This is a genomic window from Streptomyces sp. ASQP_92 (genome assembly GCF_025399895.1).
Classification (GTDB): Bacteria; Actinomycetota; Actinomycetes; order Streptomycetales; family Streptomycetaceae; genus Streptomyces.
Genome location: NZ_JAODUA010000001.1, coordinates 1,069,167 through 1,086,500, shown reverse-complemented (window position 1 = coordinate 1,086,500; position 17,334 = coordinate 1,069,167). Strand labels below are relative to the sequence as shown.

Here is a 17,334-nt window from a genome sequence, read left to right as displayed (position 1 = left end):
CGCAGGGTTTTCGCCGGCCCTGCCCGAGGTCTTCACCGGTCCCCCGCGGAGCCCGGTACGGGCGAATTTGCCGGGCCTTGACCCCGGCCCGTACAACCCTCACCACCGATACAGAAGCTTCACAGCGGCCCTCTGGCGCGGTCCTCACCTGCGGATTTCAATGGTCCACACCATGACATTCGTATCCGCGCTGATCCGCACAGCCCGGCGGGCCAGGCACTTCCCCAGACTCTCGGCTCCGGTCGAGCACGGAAGGCCCCCGCTGGTCCCCGCTCCGGGTCTGCCCGACGGCCGGGACGTGCTGCTCGACGCCCCCGACGCCCGGCTCGCCCCCGCGCTCGTCGCGGCCGCGCTCGGCGAGTACGAGGCGGCGGCGCACCTCCTCGCCGCCACCCGCGAGCTGGCCGAGTGGGAGAACCGCGACCGCTACACGGTCCGGCTCGCCGCCTTCGCGGTCAGCAGGCCCGAGTGGCTCGCCCGCTGGCTGGCCGACGCGCCCCGCGACCCGGACGCGCTGCTGGTCAAGGCGGAGCTGGCGATCGTGCGGGCCTGGGGTTCGCCCGCGCGGGCCGAGCGGCTGCGCGAGGTGGCCCCGCTGATCCTCTCGGCGGCCGAGGGCGAGCCGAACGATCCGGTGCCCTGGCGGATCGCCCTGGACCACGCCCGCGGCACCCATGCGCCGCACACCGTCTTCGAGGAACTGTGGGGCGAGGCCATACACCGCTCCTCGCACCACTACGGCTGCCATGTGGCGGCGCTCCAGTACCTCTCCGCCCAGTGGTACGGCTCGCACCGCGAGTGCTTCGACTTCGCCGAGCGGGCCGCCGAGGACTCCCTGCCGGGCTCGCTGATCCGCGCCCTGCCGGCCCGCGCGGCCTTCGCCTATCTGGCGGGCGGGGGCGGCCACAGCATCCCGTACGAGCGGATCGACGCGGCGGCCGATCTCGGCATCGAGGTGTCCGCCGCCTACGAGCCCGGCGACCCCTGGCCGGCCGAGGTCCGCAACCTGCTCGCCTACGTCCTCGTGGTGCGCAGACGCTGGCCGGAGACGCTGGAGGAGTTCCGGCGCATCGGGCCGTACGCCACGTCCTTTCCCTGGCTGCATCTGGCCGCCGATCCGCTGGGCCAGTTCCTGGAACTGCGCGAGTTCGTGCGCTGCGAGGTCGCCGGGAGCACGCCCTGGGGGCGGGAGCGCCAGAAGCCAGGACGAGCTCGCTCCGGCGGCCATTACGCTTGAGCGTTGTGACCACCGCACGCCTACCACTCTTCCCGCTCAACTCGGTTCTGTTCCCCGGCCTCGTCCTGCCGCTGAACATCTTCGAGGAGCGTTATCGCGCCATGATGCGCGATCTGCTGAAGACGGGCACCGACGCATCCGGCTCCTTGGGCTCCGAGGGTGAGGCCGGCGACGAGCCGCGCCGTTTCGCCGTCGTGGCGATCCGGGACGGGCGGGAGGTGGCGCCGACCGCCCCCGGACTGCCCGACCAGACCGCCCAGCCCGAGAAGGGGCCCGCGGCCGGCTTCGGCGCCGACCCGATCCAGGCCTTCCACCGGGTGGGCTGCGTCGCGGACGCCGCCACGATCCGGGAGCGCTCGGACGGCAGCTTCGAGGTCCTGGCCACCGGCACCACCCGCATCCGCATCCTGTCGGTCGACGCGAGCGGGCCGTATCTGACCGCCGAGGTCGAGGAGCTCCCCGAGGAGCCGGGCGAGGAGGCGGGCGCGCTCGCCGAGGGCGTGCTGCGCGCCTTCCGCGCGTACCAGAAGCGGCTCGCGGGCGCCCGGGAACGCTCCCTGGCCGGCACCGCCGACCTCCCCGACGAGCCCTCCGTCGTGTCCTATCTGGTCGCGGCGGCCGCCGTCCTGGACGTCCCGGCCAAACAGCGTCTGCTCCAGGCCCCGGACACGGCGACGCGGCTGCGCGAGGAGCTGCACCTGCTGCGCGCGGAGACCGCCGTCATCCGCCATCTGCCGTCGCTGCCCGCGGTGGACCTGACCCGCACGCCCACCAGTCCCAACTGACCCAGGGCCCAACCGACCGACCGGAGGGCCGACTTGGCCAAGAAGAAGCAGCAGAGCGGGGGCACCCCGGCGACGGTGGCCCTGACCGCGGCCGGCACCGCCTTCACCGTGCACGCCTACGCGCACGACCCCGCCTCCGCCTCCTACGGCGAGGAGGCGGCGCAGGCGCTGGGGGTGAGCGCGGAGCGGGTGTTCAAGACCCTGGTCGCCGACGTGGACGGCGAGCTGACGGTGGCCGTGGTCCCGGTGGCCGGATCGCTCGACCTCAAGGCGCTGGCCTCGGCGGTCGGCGGCAAGCGGGCCACGATGGCCGACCCGGCGGCCGCCGAGCGGACCACCGGCTATGTGCGGGGCGGCATCTCGCCCCTCGGCCAGCGCAAGCGGCTGCGTACGGTCCTGGACGACTCGGCCTCGGCGCACGCCACGATCTGCGTCTCGGCGGGCCGGCGCGGCCTGGAGGTCGAGCTGTCCCCCGGGGATCTCGCGGCCCTCACCGGGGCGCTGCTCGCCCCCATCGGACGGAGCTAGCGCGGGGGGCGGGAGCCCGGCGGATTGTCGCCACCGGAGCCCACCGGAGCCCACTGGAGCCCATCGGAACCTTCGCGGGGGCTCGACGCGGGCCCCGTCCTCGACTAGACCCCGAGGACGGGAGGTACGCCCATGTCGAAGCGGACCCGCAAGCGCAAGTGGCGCGTCAGAAAGGGCCAGGCCAACCACGGAAGGCGCCCGGCCTGAGCACGGTCGTCAGTGGCCGGCCGAGTCCGGCTTTCCCAGGCCCGGGTCCAGCGGCGGCACCTGCCACACCGGATCCGGGTCCCGGGGCCCGAACAGGGCCGTGAGGCCCAGATGGACGGCCATGGCGGCGACCGGCCAGGCCAGCAGCGCGCCCTTGGCGTCGAGTTTCAGCGGTGCGTCGAAGGTGACGCCCTGTCCGGCCGCCTTGGCCGCGGCCACCACGTCCTGGTTGGGGCCCAGCCAGATGCCCAGGCGCCAGGCGAGTACGGAGGCGAGGAGCGCGCCGACCGCGAGCGCGACCACCGGGGCGATGCCGCCGTTCCTGCGGAACAGGAAGACCGCGGCTGCGCTCAGCACGCCGAGTCCGAGCGCCAGCAAGATGAACGTTCCGTCACCGCCGATCGCCTCCTCCCCCTCGGTGTCCTTGAGGAAGACGGCCTTGTCGTCGGCGATCAACGGCACCCGGGGTGCCAGCCACAGCCACAGCAGCCCCAGCGCCACCCCGGCCACCGTCACCGCGGCGGCGATGATCACCGCGTCCCGCAGTTCCTTCTTCATGGCGGCCGCCTCCTCGACGGCTGCGGGGTGCGAACCCGCGGCGTGCGTCTGCCACGGGTCGTCGCCCGGTGGCTGCTGATGGGGCGGTGTCAGAGGTGCGGTCACCCTGACATCGTGCCAGGCGTGTCCTGCGGCTGCCTCACCGGACCGCCGCCCGGCGGTAGGCCCACGCCGCCACGGCGAGGGAGACGACGCCGACGGCTGCGCAGACCCCGAGGTCGAGGCCGACCAGAGCCCAGTCGGGGTGGGTGTCGAAGCTCCGCGCCAGGGCCTCCACGCCGTAGGTGGAGGGCAGCAGATCACGGGCGTAGGCGATGGGCCCCGGCATCCGGCCGGCCGGCAGCACTCCGAGCAGCAGCGCCGCCGACATCCCCAACTGGCCGAAGAGGGTGGCGAGTTCCTGGCGGGGCGCGAGCAGCCCGAGGGCCGCGCCGAGCCCGGAAAGGGCGGCCCCGGCGAGCGGGATCACCGCCGCCAGGATCCACAGGTGCCCCATCGGAAGCCCGAACAGGACGCAGCCGAAGACGGCGGTGACGGCGGTGCCCGGCACGGTGAAGGAGGCGTACGCGGCGGCCGTGCCGAGCACCACCGACGCCGCCGGCACGGGCAGCGTCGCGTAGTGGTCGAGGCCGCCGCCGGCCCGTAGCTGGCCGAAGTACTGGGCGAGCAGATTGAGCGCGACGAAGGCGACGACGAGCACGCTCGATCCGGCGACCACCGAGCGGGCCTCGCTCCCGCCGTCCACCACCCCGCGCATGAGGATCATGATGCCGACGGACTGGAACGTGGCGACGAAGAGCAGCGGGATCCGGGCGACCCGGGCCCGCGAGAGCTGGGCCCGGTAGACGGCGGCGAGCGCGGGCAGCAGCCGGGCCCGGGGGGCCAGCGGGGCGGCGAGCGGGGCGTCAAAGTGCTGGGTGGCACCGGCCGGGGCCCGCTCGGCCACGGCTTCCATGCCGCTCTCCACAGGAATGGCGCTCACGCCTTCACCAGCCCTTCCGTGCGGCCGCCGAGGGCGAGGTAGACGTCTTCCAGGCTCGGCGTGGCCAGGGTGAAGTCGTCGAGGGCCGCGAAGGCGGGGCCGCCGGTGACGGTGGCGACGGCGGCCCTGGCCCGCTCGGGGCTGAGCCGCAGCGTCCAGCGCCGCCCCGACTCCTGGGCCGACGCGCGCAGCGCCGCGACCTCGGGGACCTCGACGGGAGCGCGGTCGCGCCACACCAGCTCGACCCGCACCTCGTCGGCGACCCGCGCCTTGAGCCCGGCGGGGGTGTCGCAGGCGATGACGCGGCCGCGCTCGATCACGGCGACCCGGTCGAGGACGGTCTCGGCCTCGATGACGTTGTGGGTGACGAGGAGCACGGTCGCGCCGCGTTCGGCCCGGCGCCGGTCGACGGCCGCCCACACGGCGCGCCGGGCGACCGGGTCCATGCCGGTGGTGGGTTCGTCCAGGACGAGGACGGGCCGCTCACCGACCAGGGCGGCGGCGACACAGGCCAGTCGGCGCTGGCCGCCCGAGAGCTTCTTGAGCGGCCGTCCGGCGATGTCGTCGAGGCCGAGTTCGGCCAGTACGGCGTCGCGTTCGGCGCGGGCTTCGCGCAGGGTGAGTCCGCGCAGCCGGCCGGTGGTCTCGGCGGCCAGCGCGACGGTGAGCTCGTCGAGCGCGGTGGACTCCTGGCCGAGGTGGGCGATGAGGCGGGCCGCGCGTTCGGGGTGGCGCACCAGGTCGTGTCCGAGCACCTCGACGGAGCCGGAGTCGGGCCGCATCAGCCCGGTGAGCTGGCGTACGAGGGTGGACTTGCCGGCGCCGTTGGGGCCGAGCAGGCCGAAGATCTCGCCGCGCCGCACCTCCAGGCTGATCCCGTCGGTGGCGCGGACCTCGGGCGTACCGGGCGCACCTCGTCGGCCCCTGGTCGCGGGGTACGTCTTGACCAGGCCCCGCACCGCGCAAACGGTGTCGGCCCGGGCCGCTGCTGTGCCGGTACTCACGGGGAACGAGCCTAAGGGGTCCGGGGACCCGTCCGGTCCCGGGGGCGGCTTAGCGCTCGGCCCGCGCCGCCCCGCGACGGCCGCGCTACTCGCCGGCGGGCTGGCGCTCGGCGGCGGCCCGTACGTCGATCTCGCGCCAGAAGCCGGCCCGGATCGCGTACCGGTCGTGCTCGTCGATCTGGTCGTCCTTGTGCGCCAGGAGGCCGAACCGGGCGGCGTAGCGCAGGAGTTCACCGTCGATGCGGTGCGGGATGCGCGGGTACATCGTGGACAGCTTCTGTACGTGCGAGGGCTCGGGGAGGCGTTCCATCCAGCGCCGCGCGAAGACCTGGCCCACTTCGTAGGGGTCCCCGCCGACCGTGGTGATGTCCTCCTCGCGGTCCGCCCAGCGCTGCTCGGCGCTGGTGAGCTGGGCCAGGGTGGGCAGCGAGGCGGTCTCGGGGGATTCGCCGAGCGCGGAGCCGGGCCGCTCCACCCAGCCCTTGTCGGAGGACCAGCGCAGGGTGGCCGAGGCGGGCACGGACGCGGCGGCCGGGGTGCTTCCGGGGCCGCGCAGGGAGGCGAGGTCCTTCGGGGTCGGCACGCCCTTGGCGCCGCCCGGGGCGGGCACGGAGGCGCCGTTCTCGCCGGGGGCCTCGGGCGCCGCCGCGGTGCCGTTGCGCGCGGCGGCGGCCTGGGCTTCGGCGGCGCGTTCGGCGGAGGCGGCGAGCGCCGATTCGGGCAGCGGCGCGGAGAGGATCGCGGCGATCTCGGGGCGGGGGGCCGGGGCGGGGGCGCAGATGCCGGTGAGGTCGCGGGCGCGGACGGCCTGGGTGATCCAGGCCCGGTCGAGCACCCGGCGCTCGTCGGCCTCGGCGACGAGGTCCTCGGACTGGTTGTAGTCGCCGTCGGCGGCCTGCACCGCCCAGAGGTGGACGGCGACGCCGTGTTCCTTGGCGGACATCAGACCCGGCAGCAGATCGCCGTCGCCGGTCACCAGGACCACGTCCGAACAGGCCCGGTTGCGGGCGAGTTCGGTCAGCTCGGCGTGCATCGCCGCGTCCACGCCCTTCTGTGCCCAGCGGCCGTCGCTGCGGGTCAGGGCACCCAGGCGGACCGTCACTCTGGGCATCACGCGCAGCCGGCGGTGCTCGGGCTGGGGCACCCGGTCGGGCGCGCCGTCGAACCAGTAGATACGCAGGAGCGGTTGCTGGGTGTCGGCCTCGGCGCGCTCGCGGAGCCCCTGGATCAGGGCGGCGTGGTCGACGGTGATGCGGGAACGGGCCGGTTCTCCGGCGAGCAGACTCGCGGCGGCACCGAGTAGGTAGCCGGCATCCACCAGGACGACGCAGCGGTCCATGCGTTCCACCCTCTTTCGGGAACGGAAAAGCCGAAGACATAAGAAATCAGGAGCGGGAAATCGGGAGATCACCGAACGGGATTCGGGTTTCCTTCGAGTCTGCCCGACCGTGCGGGGGTTGAGCACCGGAACTCGATCATCGGCGTGGCGGATTGGGGTGTCACACCCCGCTCACGCACGGTAATGATCCGAAATGCGCTCTTTGTCCGTGTGTGTGAGTCTGACAGCGGCCCTGGCCCCGAGTTCCCACAGGAGGCAGCACCATGGCCAAGAACAAGAACCGCAAGTCGGACAGTCAGCAGGACCGCTCCAGCGCCGCCGAGCGCGGCGAGCAGCAGGCGAAGTCCTCCGCGATGGAGGCCCAGGCCATGCCCCAGGCACAGGCCCAGGGCAGCCCGGCGGATGTTGCGCGTAAGCACCAGCGTCGCTTCGGTCATAACTAGCCGTCATTGCGAGCGAAAGAAGGGGCGCACCCGACGGGGTGCGCCCCTTTCTCGTACCGTCTCCCCCGCGCGGGAGGTGCCGGAGCTCAGCCGGCCAGGCAGGACGGGCCGAGCAGCACCTTCAGGTCGCCGAAGAGGGCCGGATCGGGCTGGACCCGGTGCCGGTCGAGCCGCAGCACGGTGGTCGAGCGCGGGCCCTGGAGCTTGATCCGCACCTCGGTGTTGCCCCGGTGGTGGCCCAGGATCTCGCCGAGCCTGCTGACCATGGGCGGGGTGACCTTCACGGTGGGGATGGTCAGGACGACCGGGGCGTTGGTGCCCGCGGACGACAGGTCGGGGACCATCAGCTCCATCGCGACCAGGCGCGGGATGTCCTCGCGCTTGTCGAGCCGTCCCTTGACGAACACCACCGCGTCCTCGACGAGCTGTGTCGAGACGAGCTGGTAGGTCGCCGGGAAGAACATGCACTCGATGGAGCCCGCCAGGTCCTCGACGGTGGCGATCGCCCAGGCGTTGCCCTGCTTGGTCATCTTGCGCTGGAGGCCCGAGATGATGCCGCCGATGGTGACGATCGAGCCGTCCGAGTAGTCCCCGCCGGTGAGCTGGCCGATGCCCGCGTCCGCCTTGTCGGACAGCACGTGCTCCAGGCCGAAGAGCGGGTGGTCGGAGACGTACAGGCCGAGCATCTCGCGCTCCTGGGCGAGCAGATAGGACTTCTCCCATTCGACGTCGCCGAACTCGACGTCCAGGCCGAAGCCCGGCTCGTCGCTGCCCTCGTCCATGCCTCCGAAGAGGTCGAACTGTCCCTCGGCCTCCTTGCGCTTGACCTGGACCACGTTGTCGATCATGGGCTCGAACTGGGCGGTCAGGCCCTTGCGGGTGTGGCCCATCGTGTCGAAGGCGCCCGCCTTGATGAGGGATTCCGTGGTGCGCTTGTTGCAGGCGGCGGCCTCGACCTTGTCCAGGTAGTCGGGGAAGGAGGCGAACTTCCCCTTCGCCTTGCGGGAGCGGATGATCGAATCCACCACGTTGGTACCGACGTTGCGCACGGCCTCCAGGCCGAACAGGATCACGTCGTCGCCCTGGGCGGCGAAGTTGTGCACCGACTCGTTGACGTTGGGCGGCAGCACCTTGATGCCCATGCGCCGGCACTCGTTGAGGTAGATGGCCGACTTGTCCTTGTCGTCCTTCACCGAGGTGAGCAGCGCCGCCATGTACTCGGCCGGGTAGTTGGCCTTCAGATACGCGGTCCAGTAGGTGACCAGGCCGTACGCGGAGGAGTGCGCCTTGTTGAAGGCGTATCCGGCGAACGGGACCAGGACGTCCCACAGCGCCTGGATCGCGGCGTCCGAGTAGCCGTTCTTGCGGGCGCCGGCCTGGAAGAGGACGAAGTTCTTGGCCAGCTCCTCGGGCTTCTTCTTGCCCATCACGCGGCGCAGGATGTCGGCCTCGCCCAGTGAGTACCCGGCGACGATCTGGGCGGCCTTCTGCACCTGCTCCTGGTACACGATGAGGCCGTAGGTGAGGCCCAGGGTCTCCTTGAGCGGCTCCTCCAGCTCCGGGTGGATCGGAGTGATCTCCTGGCGGCCGTTCTTGCGCTCGGCGTAGTTCGTGTGCGAGTTCATGCCCATCGGGCCCGGCCGGTACAGGGCCGAGACGGCGGAAATGTCCTCGAAGTTGTCGGGCTGCATCTGGCGCAGCAGCGAGCGCATCGGGCCGCCGTCGAACTGGAAGACGCCGAGGGTGTCACCGCGGCAGAGCAGTTCGAAGGTCTTGGGGTCGTCCAGCGGAAGCGAGAGCATCTCCAGGTCGATGCCCTTGTTGGCCTTCACCATCTTGACGGCGTCGTCCATGATGGTCAGGTTGCGCAGGCCCAGGAAGTCCATCTTCAGCAGGCCGAGCGACTCGCACTGCGGATAGTCCCACTGCGTGATGGTGACGCCGTCGGTGTGCCGCACCCAGATCGGCGCGTGGTCCACGATCGGCTCGCTGGACATGATGACGCCGGCCGCGTGCACGCCCATCTGCCGGACCAGGCCCTCGACGCCCTTGGCGGTGTCGATGACCTTCTTGACGTCCGGCTCGTTCTCGTACATCCCCCGGATCTCGCCCGCCTCGCTGTAGCGCGGGTGCTTGGGGTCGGTGATGCCGGAGAGGTCGATGCCCTTGCCCAGGACGTCGGCGGGCATCGCCTTGGTGAGGCGGTCGCCCATCGCATACGGGTAGCCGAGGACGCGCGCGGAGTCCTTGATGGCGTTCTTCGCCTTGATCTTGCCGTAGGTGCCGATCATGGCGACCTTGTCGGAGCCGTACTTCTCCGTCACATACCGGATCACCTCGACGCGCCTGCGCTCGTCGAAGTCGATGTCGACATCGGGCATGGAGACGCGCTCGGGGTTGAGGAACCGCTCGAAGATCAGGCCGTGCGTGATCGGGTCGAGGTCGGTGATGCCCATCGCGTACGCCACGATCGAGCCGGCCGCGGAGCCTCGGCCGGGGCCGACGGCGATGCCGTTGTTCTTGGCCCACATGATGAAGTCGGCGACGACCAGGAAGTACCCGGGGAACCCCATCTGGATGATGATGTCCATCTCGTACTCCGCCTGCTTCTGGCGGTCCTCGGGGACACCACCCGGGTAGCGGCGCTCCATGCCGACCCGGACTTCCTCCTGGAACCAGGTGACCTCCGTGTAGCCCTCGGGGATCTCGAACTTCGGCATGAGGTTCTTGGCCTCGAACATGCCGGCCGTGTCGATCTGTTCGGCGACCAGGAGGGTGTTGCGGCAGCCCTCCTGCCAGGCGTCCGAGGAGTCGATGGCGTACATCTCGTCGGTGGACTTGAGGTAGTAGCCGGTGCCGTCGAAGCGGAAGCGGTCCGGGTCCGAGAGGTTCTTGCCGGTCTGGATGCACAGCAGCGCGTCGTGCGCGGTCGCCTCGTGGGCGTAGGTGTAGTGCGAGTCGTTGGTGACCAGCGGCGGGATGCCGAGCTTCTTGCCGATCTCCAACAGGCCGTCGCGGACCCGGCGTTCGATCTCGATGCCGTGGTCCATCAGCTCCAGGAAGTACTTGCCCTCGCCGAAGATGTCCTTGTAGTCGGAGGCCGCCTGCATCGCCTCGTCGAACTGGCCGAGTCTGAGCCGCGTCTGGACCTCGCCCGAGGGGCAGCCGGTGGAGGCGATGAGCCCCTCGGACCACTGCGAGATCGTCTCCTTGTCCATCCGCGGCCACTTCTGGAGCCAGCCCTCGGCGTACGCGTCGGAGGAGAGCCGGAACAGGTTGTGCAGGCCGGTCTTGTTGTGCGCCCAGATCGTCTTGTGCGTATAACCACCCGAACCGGACACGTCGTCGCGCTTCTGGTGCGGCTGTCCCCACTGGATCTTGCGCTTGTTGCGCCGCGACTCGGGGGCCACGTACGCCTCGATCCCGATGATCGGCGTGACGCCCGCCTTCTTCGCGGAATGGAAGAAGTCGTAGGCCCCGTGCAGGTTGCCGTGGTCGGACATGGCGATGTGCGTCATGCCCATCTCGTTGCAGGCCTCGAACATGTCCTTGAGCCGCGCGGCACCGTCCAGCAGCGAGTACTGGGTGTGGACGTGAAGGTGCGTGAACGGTGTCTTGGACGTGCCAGTCACGGTTGGGGCCTCCAGCGGCAAGGGGGTCTCGTGGAGCGGGGGGACAGCCTCGGAGTCTACGTCGCCCCGCCGACAGTCGAGGGGGAACCGCGGCGCCGAGCACCTCGCCGAGAGGCGACGGCGGGGCGGCCCGCGGGCACTCCGGGGTACGGTCGCGCGTTGGAAGGGGCACACCCTGTCCCAACGTGACGCAGGCAGTACGTACCAGGAGGCACCCAGCGATGTCGGTCCCGCAGCTCAGCGCTGAGACGCGCGGCGAAGAGATACTCGCCGTTTTCGAGACCGCGTTCGGCGAGCTCCTGGCCGCCGACCCGGCCGCTTTCCGGGTCAAGTTCCGCAAGATGGCGGCCTCCGCGTTCGCCTTCTACCGGGGCACGGCCTGCCTGTTCTACGCCGACCTGGAGAAGGAGCGGCACGGCGGCCCCTACCTGGACGAGCGCACCGGCCGGGTATGGATCCACGGCGATCTGCACGCCGAGAACTTCGGCACCTACATGGACGCCAACGGGCGCCTGATCTTCAACGTCAACGACTTCGACGAGGCGTACGTGGGCCCCTTCACCTGGGACCTGAAGCGGCTCGCCGCCTCGCTGGCGCTGATCGGCTACACCAAGGCACTCGGCGACGAGCAGATCACCTCCCTGGTGCGCACGTTCGCCACCGCCTACCGCGAGCGCATCCACGCCCTGGCGTCCGGCGCCAAGGATGACGAGGTGCCCCCGTTCACCCTGGACACCGCCGAGGGCCCGCTGCTCGGCGCGCTGCGCGACGCCCGCGCCCGCACCCGGTTCGCGCTGCTCGACTCGATGACCGAGATCCGCGACTACGAGCGCCGGTTCACCGAGGGCGACGGCTCGATCGAGCTGGACGCGGCGACCCGCTACAAGGTCCTCGCCGCCTTCGACGGCTATCTGGAGACGCTGCCCGAGGAGAGCCTGGTGCGGCCGGACTCCTACCGCGTCAAGGACGTCGTGGGCCGGCGCGGCATCGGCATCGGCTCGGCGGGGCTGCCCTCGTACAACATCCTCCTGGAGGGGCACAGCGACGCCCTGGAGAACGACGTGGTGATCTACATCAAGCAGGCGCAGACGCCTGCGGTGTCGCGGCACATCACGGACCCGGCGGTGCGCGGCTACTTCGAGCACGAGGGGCACCGCACGGTGATCTCCCAGCGCGCGCTCCAGGCCGCCGCCGACCCGTGGCTCGGCTGGACCGAACTGGACGGCGCGGGGCAGCTCGTCGCCGAGGTCTCGCCGTACGCGGTGGACCTGGACTGGTCGGACATCGACGACCCCGACGAGATCGCGGCGGTCGTCGCCGACCTCGGCCGGGCCACCGCCACGATGCACGCGGCGGCGGACGACGAGAGCGGCCACTCCGAGCTCGTGCCGTTCTCCACCGAGCGCGCCATCGACGCGGCGATCGCCGCCGACGAGGAGGGCTTCGGCGATCTGCTCGTGGACTTCGCGCACTCCTACGGGGCGCAGGCCAGGGCGGATCACCAGATCTTCGTCGACCTGTTCCGTAACGGTCGGATCCCGGGTCTGTAGTCTCACCGAACTCTCAGGCACGGCTCACAGCCGGACATGGCACACTCACCCGCGATGGACATATCCGGGACGCAGCTCAGGGCGGCACGCGCGGCGCTTTTCACGGCGCTCGTCGTGACGCTCTCGGCCGCGTCCCATGTGCTGCTCTCGCGGGTCCCGCTGCCCCTGTCGCTGGTGTCGGCGGCGGCCGGCGCCGTGTTCGTCATCGCGTACGCGCTGGCCGGCCGCGAGCGCGGCTTCTGGGCGATCGCGGGCGCCCTCGTCCCGCTGGAACTGGCCGCCGACACTTTGTTCACCACGGGCCAGCACGTCTGTTACGGCCCGGCGGGGGGTCCCGTCGCGGGCGCCCTGCGCGCGGTCGGCTTCGACGTGCTGTGCGGCGGCGGAGCCCTGGGAGCGGTGTCCGGCCCGGCCGACGCGGCGACGATGCCGGCCCACCCGGGGCCCGCCGTGCCCTGGCTGCTGCTCGCCGCCCATCTGACGCTCGGGCTGCTCGCCGCCCTGTGGCTGCGCCGCGGTGAGGCGGCGCTGGCCCGGCTGCTGCGCGCGGTCGGCGCGTTCGCCTTCCGGCCGCTGCTTGTGGCCGTCGCCGTGGTGCGGGCCGCCGCCGATCGCCCGGGCCCGCTCGCGCGCCCGGCGCACCACCGGTCCGGCCCCTCGCCCACCCGCCTCCTGGTGCACTCCCTGGCACGAAGGGGACCGCCCCGCCGGTCGCTCGGCACCGTCTGAGCTCCGAGCACCGCAGTCCCCCGTCGTTTCCCTCTGCCATCCGGAGAAGAAGATCATGAGTTCCCGCAACAGCCAGGCCAACAAGGCTGCCGCCCGCGAGCGGCTGCGAGCGGAGCGCGAGCGCGAGGCGAAGCGGGCCAAGACCCGTCGCCAGGTCATCGTGGCCGTGTCCGTCGTCGGTGTCCTCGCCGTCGCGGGCGGCGCCGGCTACGCGATCATGCAGGCCATGAAGCCCAGCGCGTGGGAGGCCGCCAAGGACAAGGCCCTGGTGAAGCCCGCCAACTCGGGCAACGACGGCACGACCGTCGTCATCGGCAAGCCCGACGCGAAGAAGACCCTCGAAATGTACGAGGACCCGCGCTGCCCGATCTGCTCGCAGTTCGAGCAGGCCGTCGGCCCGACCGTCAAGAAGGACATCGACGCCGGCAAGTACAAGATCCAGTTCATCGGCGCCACGTTCATCGACAACGGCAGCCCGGGCACCGGTTCCAAGACCGCGCTGAGCGCGCTGGGCGCGGCCCTCAACGTCAGCCCCGAGGCGTTCCTGGAGTACAAGTCGGCGCTCTTCTCGGCGAAGTTCCACCCCGAGGAGACGCAGGACAAGTTCAAGGACCGCCAGTACCTGATCGACATCGCGGACACCGTTCCGGCGCTCAAGGGCAACGCGGCCTTCGACAAGGCGGTGAAGGACGGCACCTACGACAAGTGGGCGCTCGTCATGTCGGACAAGTTCAACAAGAGCGGCGTCCAGGGCACGCCCACCCTGAAGATGGACGGCAAGAAGGTCACCGCCGAGGGCTCGGACAACGCGCCGTCCGACCCGGCCTCCTTCACGGCCGCGATCGACAAGGCCCTCAAGGGCTGAGCCGGTCTCGTCTCCCTGAGTCACCTGCCTGACGGGCCGTCCGGACTCCCGCTCCCGGACGGCCCGTTCGGCGTTTCTACGCCGCGTCGTCGAGGCTCTCCAGGAAGCCGAGCGCGGTGCGCCAGGTCAGCTCGGCGGACGCCTCGTCGTAGTCCGGCAGTTCGGGGTCGGTGTAGAGGTGGCCGGCGCCCGGGTAGCGGTAGATCTCCACGTCGGCGCCGGCCCGCCGCATCTGGAGGTACCAGGAGTTGAGCCAGTCCGCCGACTCGAACGGGTCCGGGTCGGCGACGTGCAACTGGACCGGCAGCTCGTCCACGGCCGTGTTCTCCGCCATGTCCGAGGTGCCGTGGAGCAGCAGCAGACCGCGGGCCTTCTCGTCGCCGAGCGCCAGGGTCTGCGCGATGGATCCGCCGAGCGAGAAGCCCGCGTAGACGAGCCCGCGCTCCGAGTAGGGGGCGGCGGCGAGAATGGCCCGCTTCAGGAGCTCCTCCTTGCCGATCTCGTCCTTGAGCCGGGCCCCCTCCTCGGTGCTCTCCGCGGTGCGGCCCTCGTACAGGTCGGGGACGTGCACCTCGTGACCGGCGGCCCGCAGCCGCTCGGCGGCCTCCCGCACGGCGGGACGCAGACCGAGCACGGAGTGGAAAAGCATGATGTTCATGAGGACATCGTGCCAGCCGCGGCCCGGGAGACGAGGAGGGTGCGCGTCCGGTGATCGTCGGCGGCGCGTTACGGTCGGGGCATGGAGAACGTACTGCGTCCGTTGATCGTCATCGGCGGCTCGGTCGTGCTCACGCTCGTCGTAGGGTGGCTCGCCGACCGACTGTTGCGCCGAACCGACGCCCGTCACCGGGACACCCCGCTGTGGGGTCTGCTGCGGCGCTGCCGCATACCGCTGAACCTCGTCCTGCTCACCGCGATCCTGCGGGGCTCCTACGACGAGATCAAGTGGCGGCCGGTGCAGGAGCACAGAGCGGGCCTCGGCCAGTGTCTGACGCTGGTCCTGATCGGCGCGAGTTCCTGGCTGGTGGTGCGGATCGCGACGGCCGTCGTGGAGTCCTCGTACACCCGCTACGCGAGCTCGACGCGCGACCCCGCCCGGGTGCGCCGGGTCCGCACCCAGGTCACGCTCATCCAGCGGGTGGTCAGCGCGATCGTCATCGTGGTGGCGCTCGCGGCGATGCTGCTCACCTTCCCCGCGATGCGGGCGGCGGGCGCGTCCCTGCTGGCCTCGGCGGGCATCGTCGGCATCGTCGCCGGTGTGGCCGCCCAGTCCACCCTCGGCAACCTCTTCGCCGGGCTCCAGATCGCTTTCGGCGACATGGTGCGCATAGGCGACACCGTGGTGGTCGACGGGGAGTGGGGCGTGGTCGAGGAGATCACGCTCACCTATCTCGCCGTCCGCACCTGGGACGAGCGCCGGCTGACCATGCCGGTGTCGTACTTCACCAGCAAGCCGTTCCAGAACTGGTCGCGCGGCGGCGTCCAGATGACCGGCACGGTCTTCTTCCACCTGGACCACTCGGCGCCGCTGCCCCTGATGCGCGAGCGGCTCACGCTGATCCTGAAGGAGTGCCCGGCGTGGGACGGCCGGGACTTCTCGCTCACCGTCACCGACACCACGCCCTCCACCATCGAGGTGCGGGCCGTGGTGACCGCCAAGGACGCCGACGACATCTGGACGGTGCGCGTCACCGTCCGCGAGCAGATGGTGGCGTGGCTGTGCGCCGAGCACCCGTACGCGCTGCCCAGGATCACGACCTCCTCGGCCGGGCCGCGCACCGAGGACGGCGGCGGGCCCGAGCGGACTTCGCCGCGTCCGGCGATCGAGGACGAGCGCGGGCGGCCCTGAGGCCGGGCCGGCGCCGGGAGGTCACTTCAGGCTGCGGACGTCCAGCTGCCGCAGCACCCGGTCCACGATCTCCGGGTCCGCCCCCGGCTCGCTGCGCGCGGACAGCACCTCGTGGCGGGCGGCGGACATCATCTCGCGCTGGATGCGCTGCACGGCCCGGATCCGCTCGACCCGCTTCGCGTACGCCTCGCGCCGCTCCTCGTCGACCATGTCGGGGCTGATCTTCGCGCCCACGTCGAACGCGCGCCGGTGCAGCTGCTCCATGACCTCCTCGGGCAGCTCCTCGACGTCCTGGATCTCCTTCAGACGCCGCTTGGCGGCCTTGGCGGCCCGGATCGCCAGGTCCCGCGCCAGCACCCGCTCGACGTCCGTGTCGGCCCGTACGCCCAGCTTCCGCACCAGCCACGGCAGGGTGAGCCCCTGGAAGACCAGGGTGGTCATGATCACGGCGAAGGCGATGAAGACGATCTCGTCGCGGTCGGGGAAGGGCGAGCCGTCGGCCGTCTTCAGCGGGATGGCGAGGGCGAGGGCGACGGAGGCCACGCCCCGCATCCCGGCCCACCACATGATGATGGTCTCGCGCCAGGACGTGGGGATGTCCTCGTCGTAGTCGCGCTTGGTGTGCAGCCGCTTGGCGAGCCAGGTGGCCGGCAGCAGCCACAGCAGCCGTACGCCCACGACGACGCCCACCACGACCGCGGCCCAGCCGAACATGTGCGTCGCCTGGCCGGTCGCGGTGCCGAAGACATGGTGGAGTTCAAGACCGATCAGGCCGAACGCCACCCCGGTGACCAGGGTGTCGACGATCTCCCAGAACGTCGCCCCGGCGAGCCGGCCCTGCACGTCGTCGGCGTCCATCGTGTGCTCGGCGAGGAAGAGCGCCACGGTCAGCACGGCGAGCACCCCGGAGCCGCCGAACTCCTCGGCCAGTACGTAGCCGACGAAGGGGACCAGGAGGGTGAGGCCGATCTGGAGGGTGGGGTCGCCGAGCAGGCCCATCAGCTTGTTGGCCACCCAGCCGAGCGCGAGGCCGACGGCGACGGCCACCACGGCGGAGAGCACGAGTTCACCGGCGGCCGACGCCCACGAGAAGCTGCCGCTCACGACGGCCGCGATCGCCACGTGGTAGAGCACGATCGCGGTGACGTCGTTGAACAGGCCCTCGCCCTCCAGGATCGACACCAGCCGGCGCGGCAGCCCGAGCGAGCCGGCCACCGCGGTCGCGGCGACCGGGTCCGGCGGCGCGACGAGGGCCCCGAGCGCGACGGCGGCGCCGATCGGCAGGCCCGGCACGATGGAGTTGGCGACGGCCGCGACCGCCGCCGTGGTCACGAAGACGAGCGCCACGGCCAGCAGGAAGATCGGCCGCACATTGGCCGTGAACTGCCGCCAGGAGGTGCGCTGCACGGAGGCGTAGAGCAGCGGCGGCAGCACCAGCGGAAGGATGAGCTCCGGCTCGATGGACACATTGGGCACGAACGGGAGCAGCGCCATGACGATCCCGCCGATCGTCATCAGGACCGGCGCGGGCAGCTTGAGCCGCTCACCCAGCGGGACCGTCACCACCGCCCCGAGCAGGAGGACGAGCAGCAGGGCGAGCTGGTCCACGAGTTCCCCTCCGGGCGG

General features: G+C 71.4%; 15 protein-coding genes. 8 read left to right on the top strand and 7 right to left on the bottom strand.

The window, feature by feature from the left end:
- Positions 1-160 precede the first annotated feature (160 nt).
- From N4G70_RS04735 to ybaK, 3 genes are read left to right on the top strand one after another with little or no spacing between them, the layout of a single operon-like run.
- Entirely contained in the window at positions 161-1,237 is a 1,077-nt protein-coding gene (locus N4G70_RS04735; RefSeq protein WP_261711082.1) for a hypothetical protein, read from the top strand.
- 5 nt (positions 1,238-1,242) lie between these two features.
- Complete coding sequence (locus N4G70_RS04730; protein ID WP_261711081.1) at positions 1,243-2,022, top strand: LON peptidase substrate-binding domain-containing protein; 780 nt, start codon at positions 1,243-1,245, stop codon at positions 2,020-2,022.
- Positions 2,023-2,055: 33 nt separating this feature from the next.
- The gene (gene ybaK / locus N4G70_RS04725; RefSeq protein WP_261711080.1) at positions 2,056-2,550 is read left to right on the top strand and encodes a Cys-tRNA(Pro) deacylase; all 495 of its coding nucleotides are present in this window, start codon (positions 2,056-2,058) and stop codon (positions 2,548-2,550) included.
- A gap of 216 nt (positions 2,551-2,766) precedes the next feature.
- Here the strand turns inward: ybaK and N4G70_RS04720 are convergent, their stop codons facing one another.
- The 4 genes from N4G70_RS04720 to N4G70_RS04705 all read right to left on the bottom strand — a co-directional run bounded on the left by N4G70_RS04720 (position 2,767) and on the right by N4G70_RS04705 (position 6,640).
- Entirely contained in the window at positions 2,767-3,420 is a 654-nt protein-coding gene (locus N4G70_RS04720) for an ABC transporter permease (RefSeq protein ID WP_261711079.1), read from the bottom strand.
- A 34-nt stretch (positions 3,421-3,454) separates the two neighbouring features.
- Complete coding sequence (locus N4G70_RS04715) at positions 3,455-4,270, bottom strand: ABC transporter permease (RefSeq protein WP_261711376.1); 816 nt, start codon at positions 4,268-4,270, stop codon at positions 3,455-3,457.
- Between the two features lie 23 nt (positions 4,271-4,293).
- Positions 4,294-5,301 (bottom strand): ABC transporter ATP-binding protein, encoded by a 1,008-nt coding sequence (locus N4G70_RS04710; protein ID WP_261711078.1) that lies wholly within the window; start codon positions 5,299-5,301, stop codon positions 4,294-4,296.
- Positions 5,302-5,386: 85 nt separating this feature from the next.
- Positions 5,387-6,640, bottom strand: coding sequence for an NYN domain-containing protein (locus tag N4G70_RS04705; RefSeq protein WP_261711077.1), 1,254 nt, complete (start codon positions 6,638-6,640; stop codon positions 5,387-5,389).
- Positions 6,641-6,903: 263 nt separating this feature from the next.
- Between N4G70_RS04705 and N4G70_RS04700 the strand changes: the two genes are divergently transcribed.
- Entirely contained in the window at positions 6,904-7,083 is a 180-nt protein-coding gene (locus N4G70_RS04700; protein WP_120724270.1) for a hypothetical protein, read from the top strand.
- 86 nt (positions 7,084-7,169) lie between these two features.
- Here the strand turns inward: N4G70_RS04700 and dnaE are convergent, their stop codons facing one another.
- Positions 7,170-10,715: a DNA polymerase III subunit alpha gene (gene dnaE, locus N4G70_RS04695; protein WP_261711076.1), complete on the bottom strand. Its 3,546-nt coding sequence runs from the start codon at positions 10,713-10,715 to the stop codon at positions 7,170-7,172.
- Positions 10,716-10,936: 221 nt separating this feature from the next.
- Here dnaE and N4G70_RS04690 point away from each other — a divergent pair, with 221 nt between their 5' ends.
- The 3 genes from N4G70_RS04690 to N4G70_RS04680 are packed head-to-tail and all read left to right on the top strand — an operon-like array spanning position 10,937 to position 13,859.
- Complete coding sequence (locus N4G70_RS04690; protein ID WP_261711075.1) at positions 10,937-12,265, top strand: DUF2252 domain-containing protein; 1,329 nt, start codon at positions 10,937-10,939, stop codon at positions 12,263-12,265.
- Positions 12,266-12,319: 54 nt separating this feature from the next.
- A complete protein-coding gene (locus N4G70_RS04685) occupies positions 12,320-12,994 on the top strand; it encodes a hypothetical protein (protein WP_261711074.1) in 675 nt (224 codons plus the stop codon).
- A 55-nt stretch (positions 12,995-13,049) separates the two neighbouring features.
- On the top strand, positions 13,050-13,859 hold the full coding sequence (locus N4G70_RS04680; protein WP_261711073.1) for a DsbA family protein: 810 nt from the start codon (positions 13,050-13,052) through the stop codon (positions 13,857-13,859).
- 76 nt (positions 13,860-13,935) lie between these two features.
- Here the strand turns inward: N4G70_RS04680 and N4G70_RS04675 are convergent, their stop codons facing one another.
- Entirely contained in the window at positions 13,936-14,517 is a 582-nt protein-coding gene (locus N4G70_RS04675) for a dienelactone hydrolase family protein (RefSeq protein WP_261711072.1), read from the bottom strand.
- Between the two features lie 81 nt (positions 14,518-14,598).
- On the opposite strand from N4G70_RS04675, the gene N4G70_RS04670 reads away from it, so the two are divergent.
- Positions 14,599-15,708, top strand: coding sequence for a mechanosensitive ion channel family protein (locus N4G70_RS04670; protein ID WP_261711071.1), 1,110 nt, complete (start codon positions 14,599-14,601; stop codon positions 15,706-15,708).
- Positions 15,709-15,729: 21 nt separating this feature from the next.
- On the opposite strand, the gene N4G70_RS04665 is transcribed toward N4G70_RS04670, so the two are convergent.
- A complete protein-coding gene (locus N4G70_RS04665; protein WP_261711070.1) occupies positions 15,730-17,316 on the bottom strand; it encodes a Na+/H+ antiporter in 1,587 nt (528 codons plus the stop codon).
- Positions 17,317-17,334: the final 18 nt, after the last annotated feature.

Coding starts and splice junctions, on each gene's coding strand:
- N4G70_RS04735 (WP_261711082.1), top strand. CDS start 161: ATGGTCCACACCATGACATTCGTATCCGCGCTGATCCGCACAGCCCGG.
- N4G70_RS04685 (WP_261711074.1), top strand. CDS start 12,320: ATGGACATATCCGGGACGCAGCTCAGGGCGGCACGCGCGGCGCTTTTC.
- N4G70_RS04690 (WP_261711075.1), top strand. CDS start 10,937: ATGTCGGTCCCGCAGCTCAGCGCTGAGACGCGCGGCGAAGAGATACTC.
- N4G70_RS04675 (WP_261711072.1), bottom strand. CDS start 14,517: ATGAACATCATGCTTTTCCACTCCGTGCTCGGTCTGCGTCCCGCCGTG.
- N4G70_RS04680 (WP_261711073.1), top strand. CDS start 13,050: ATGAGTTCCCGCAACAGCCAGGCCAACAAGGCTGCCGCCCGCGAGCGG.
- N4G70_RS04715 (WP_261711376.1), bottom strand. CDS start 4,270: ATGGAAGCCGTGGCCGAGCGGGCCCCGGCCGGTGCCACCCAGCACTTT.
- N4G70_RS04705 (WP_261711077.1), bottom strand. CDS start 6,640: ATGGACCGCTGCGTCGTCCTGGTGGATGCCGGCTACCTACTCGGTGCC.
- N4G70_RS04700 (WP_120724270.1), top strand. CDS start 6,904: ATGGCCAAGAACAAGAACCGCAAGTCGGACAGTCAGCAGGACCGCTCC.
- N4G70_RS04670 (WP_261711071.1), top strand. CDS start 14,599: ATGGAGAACGTACTGCGTCCGTTGATCGTCATCGGCGGCTCGGTCGTG.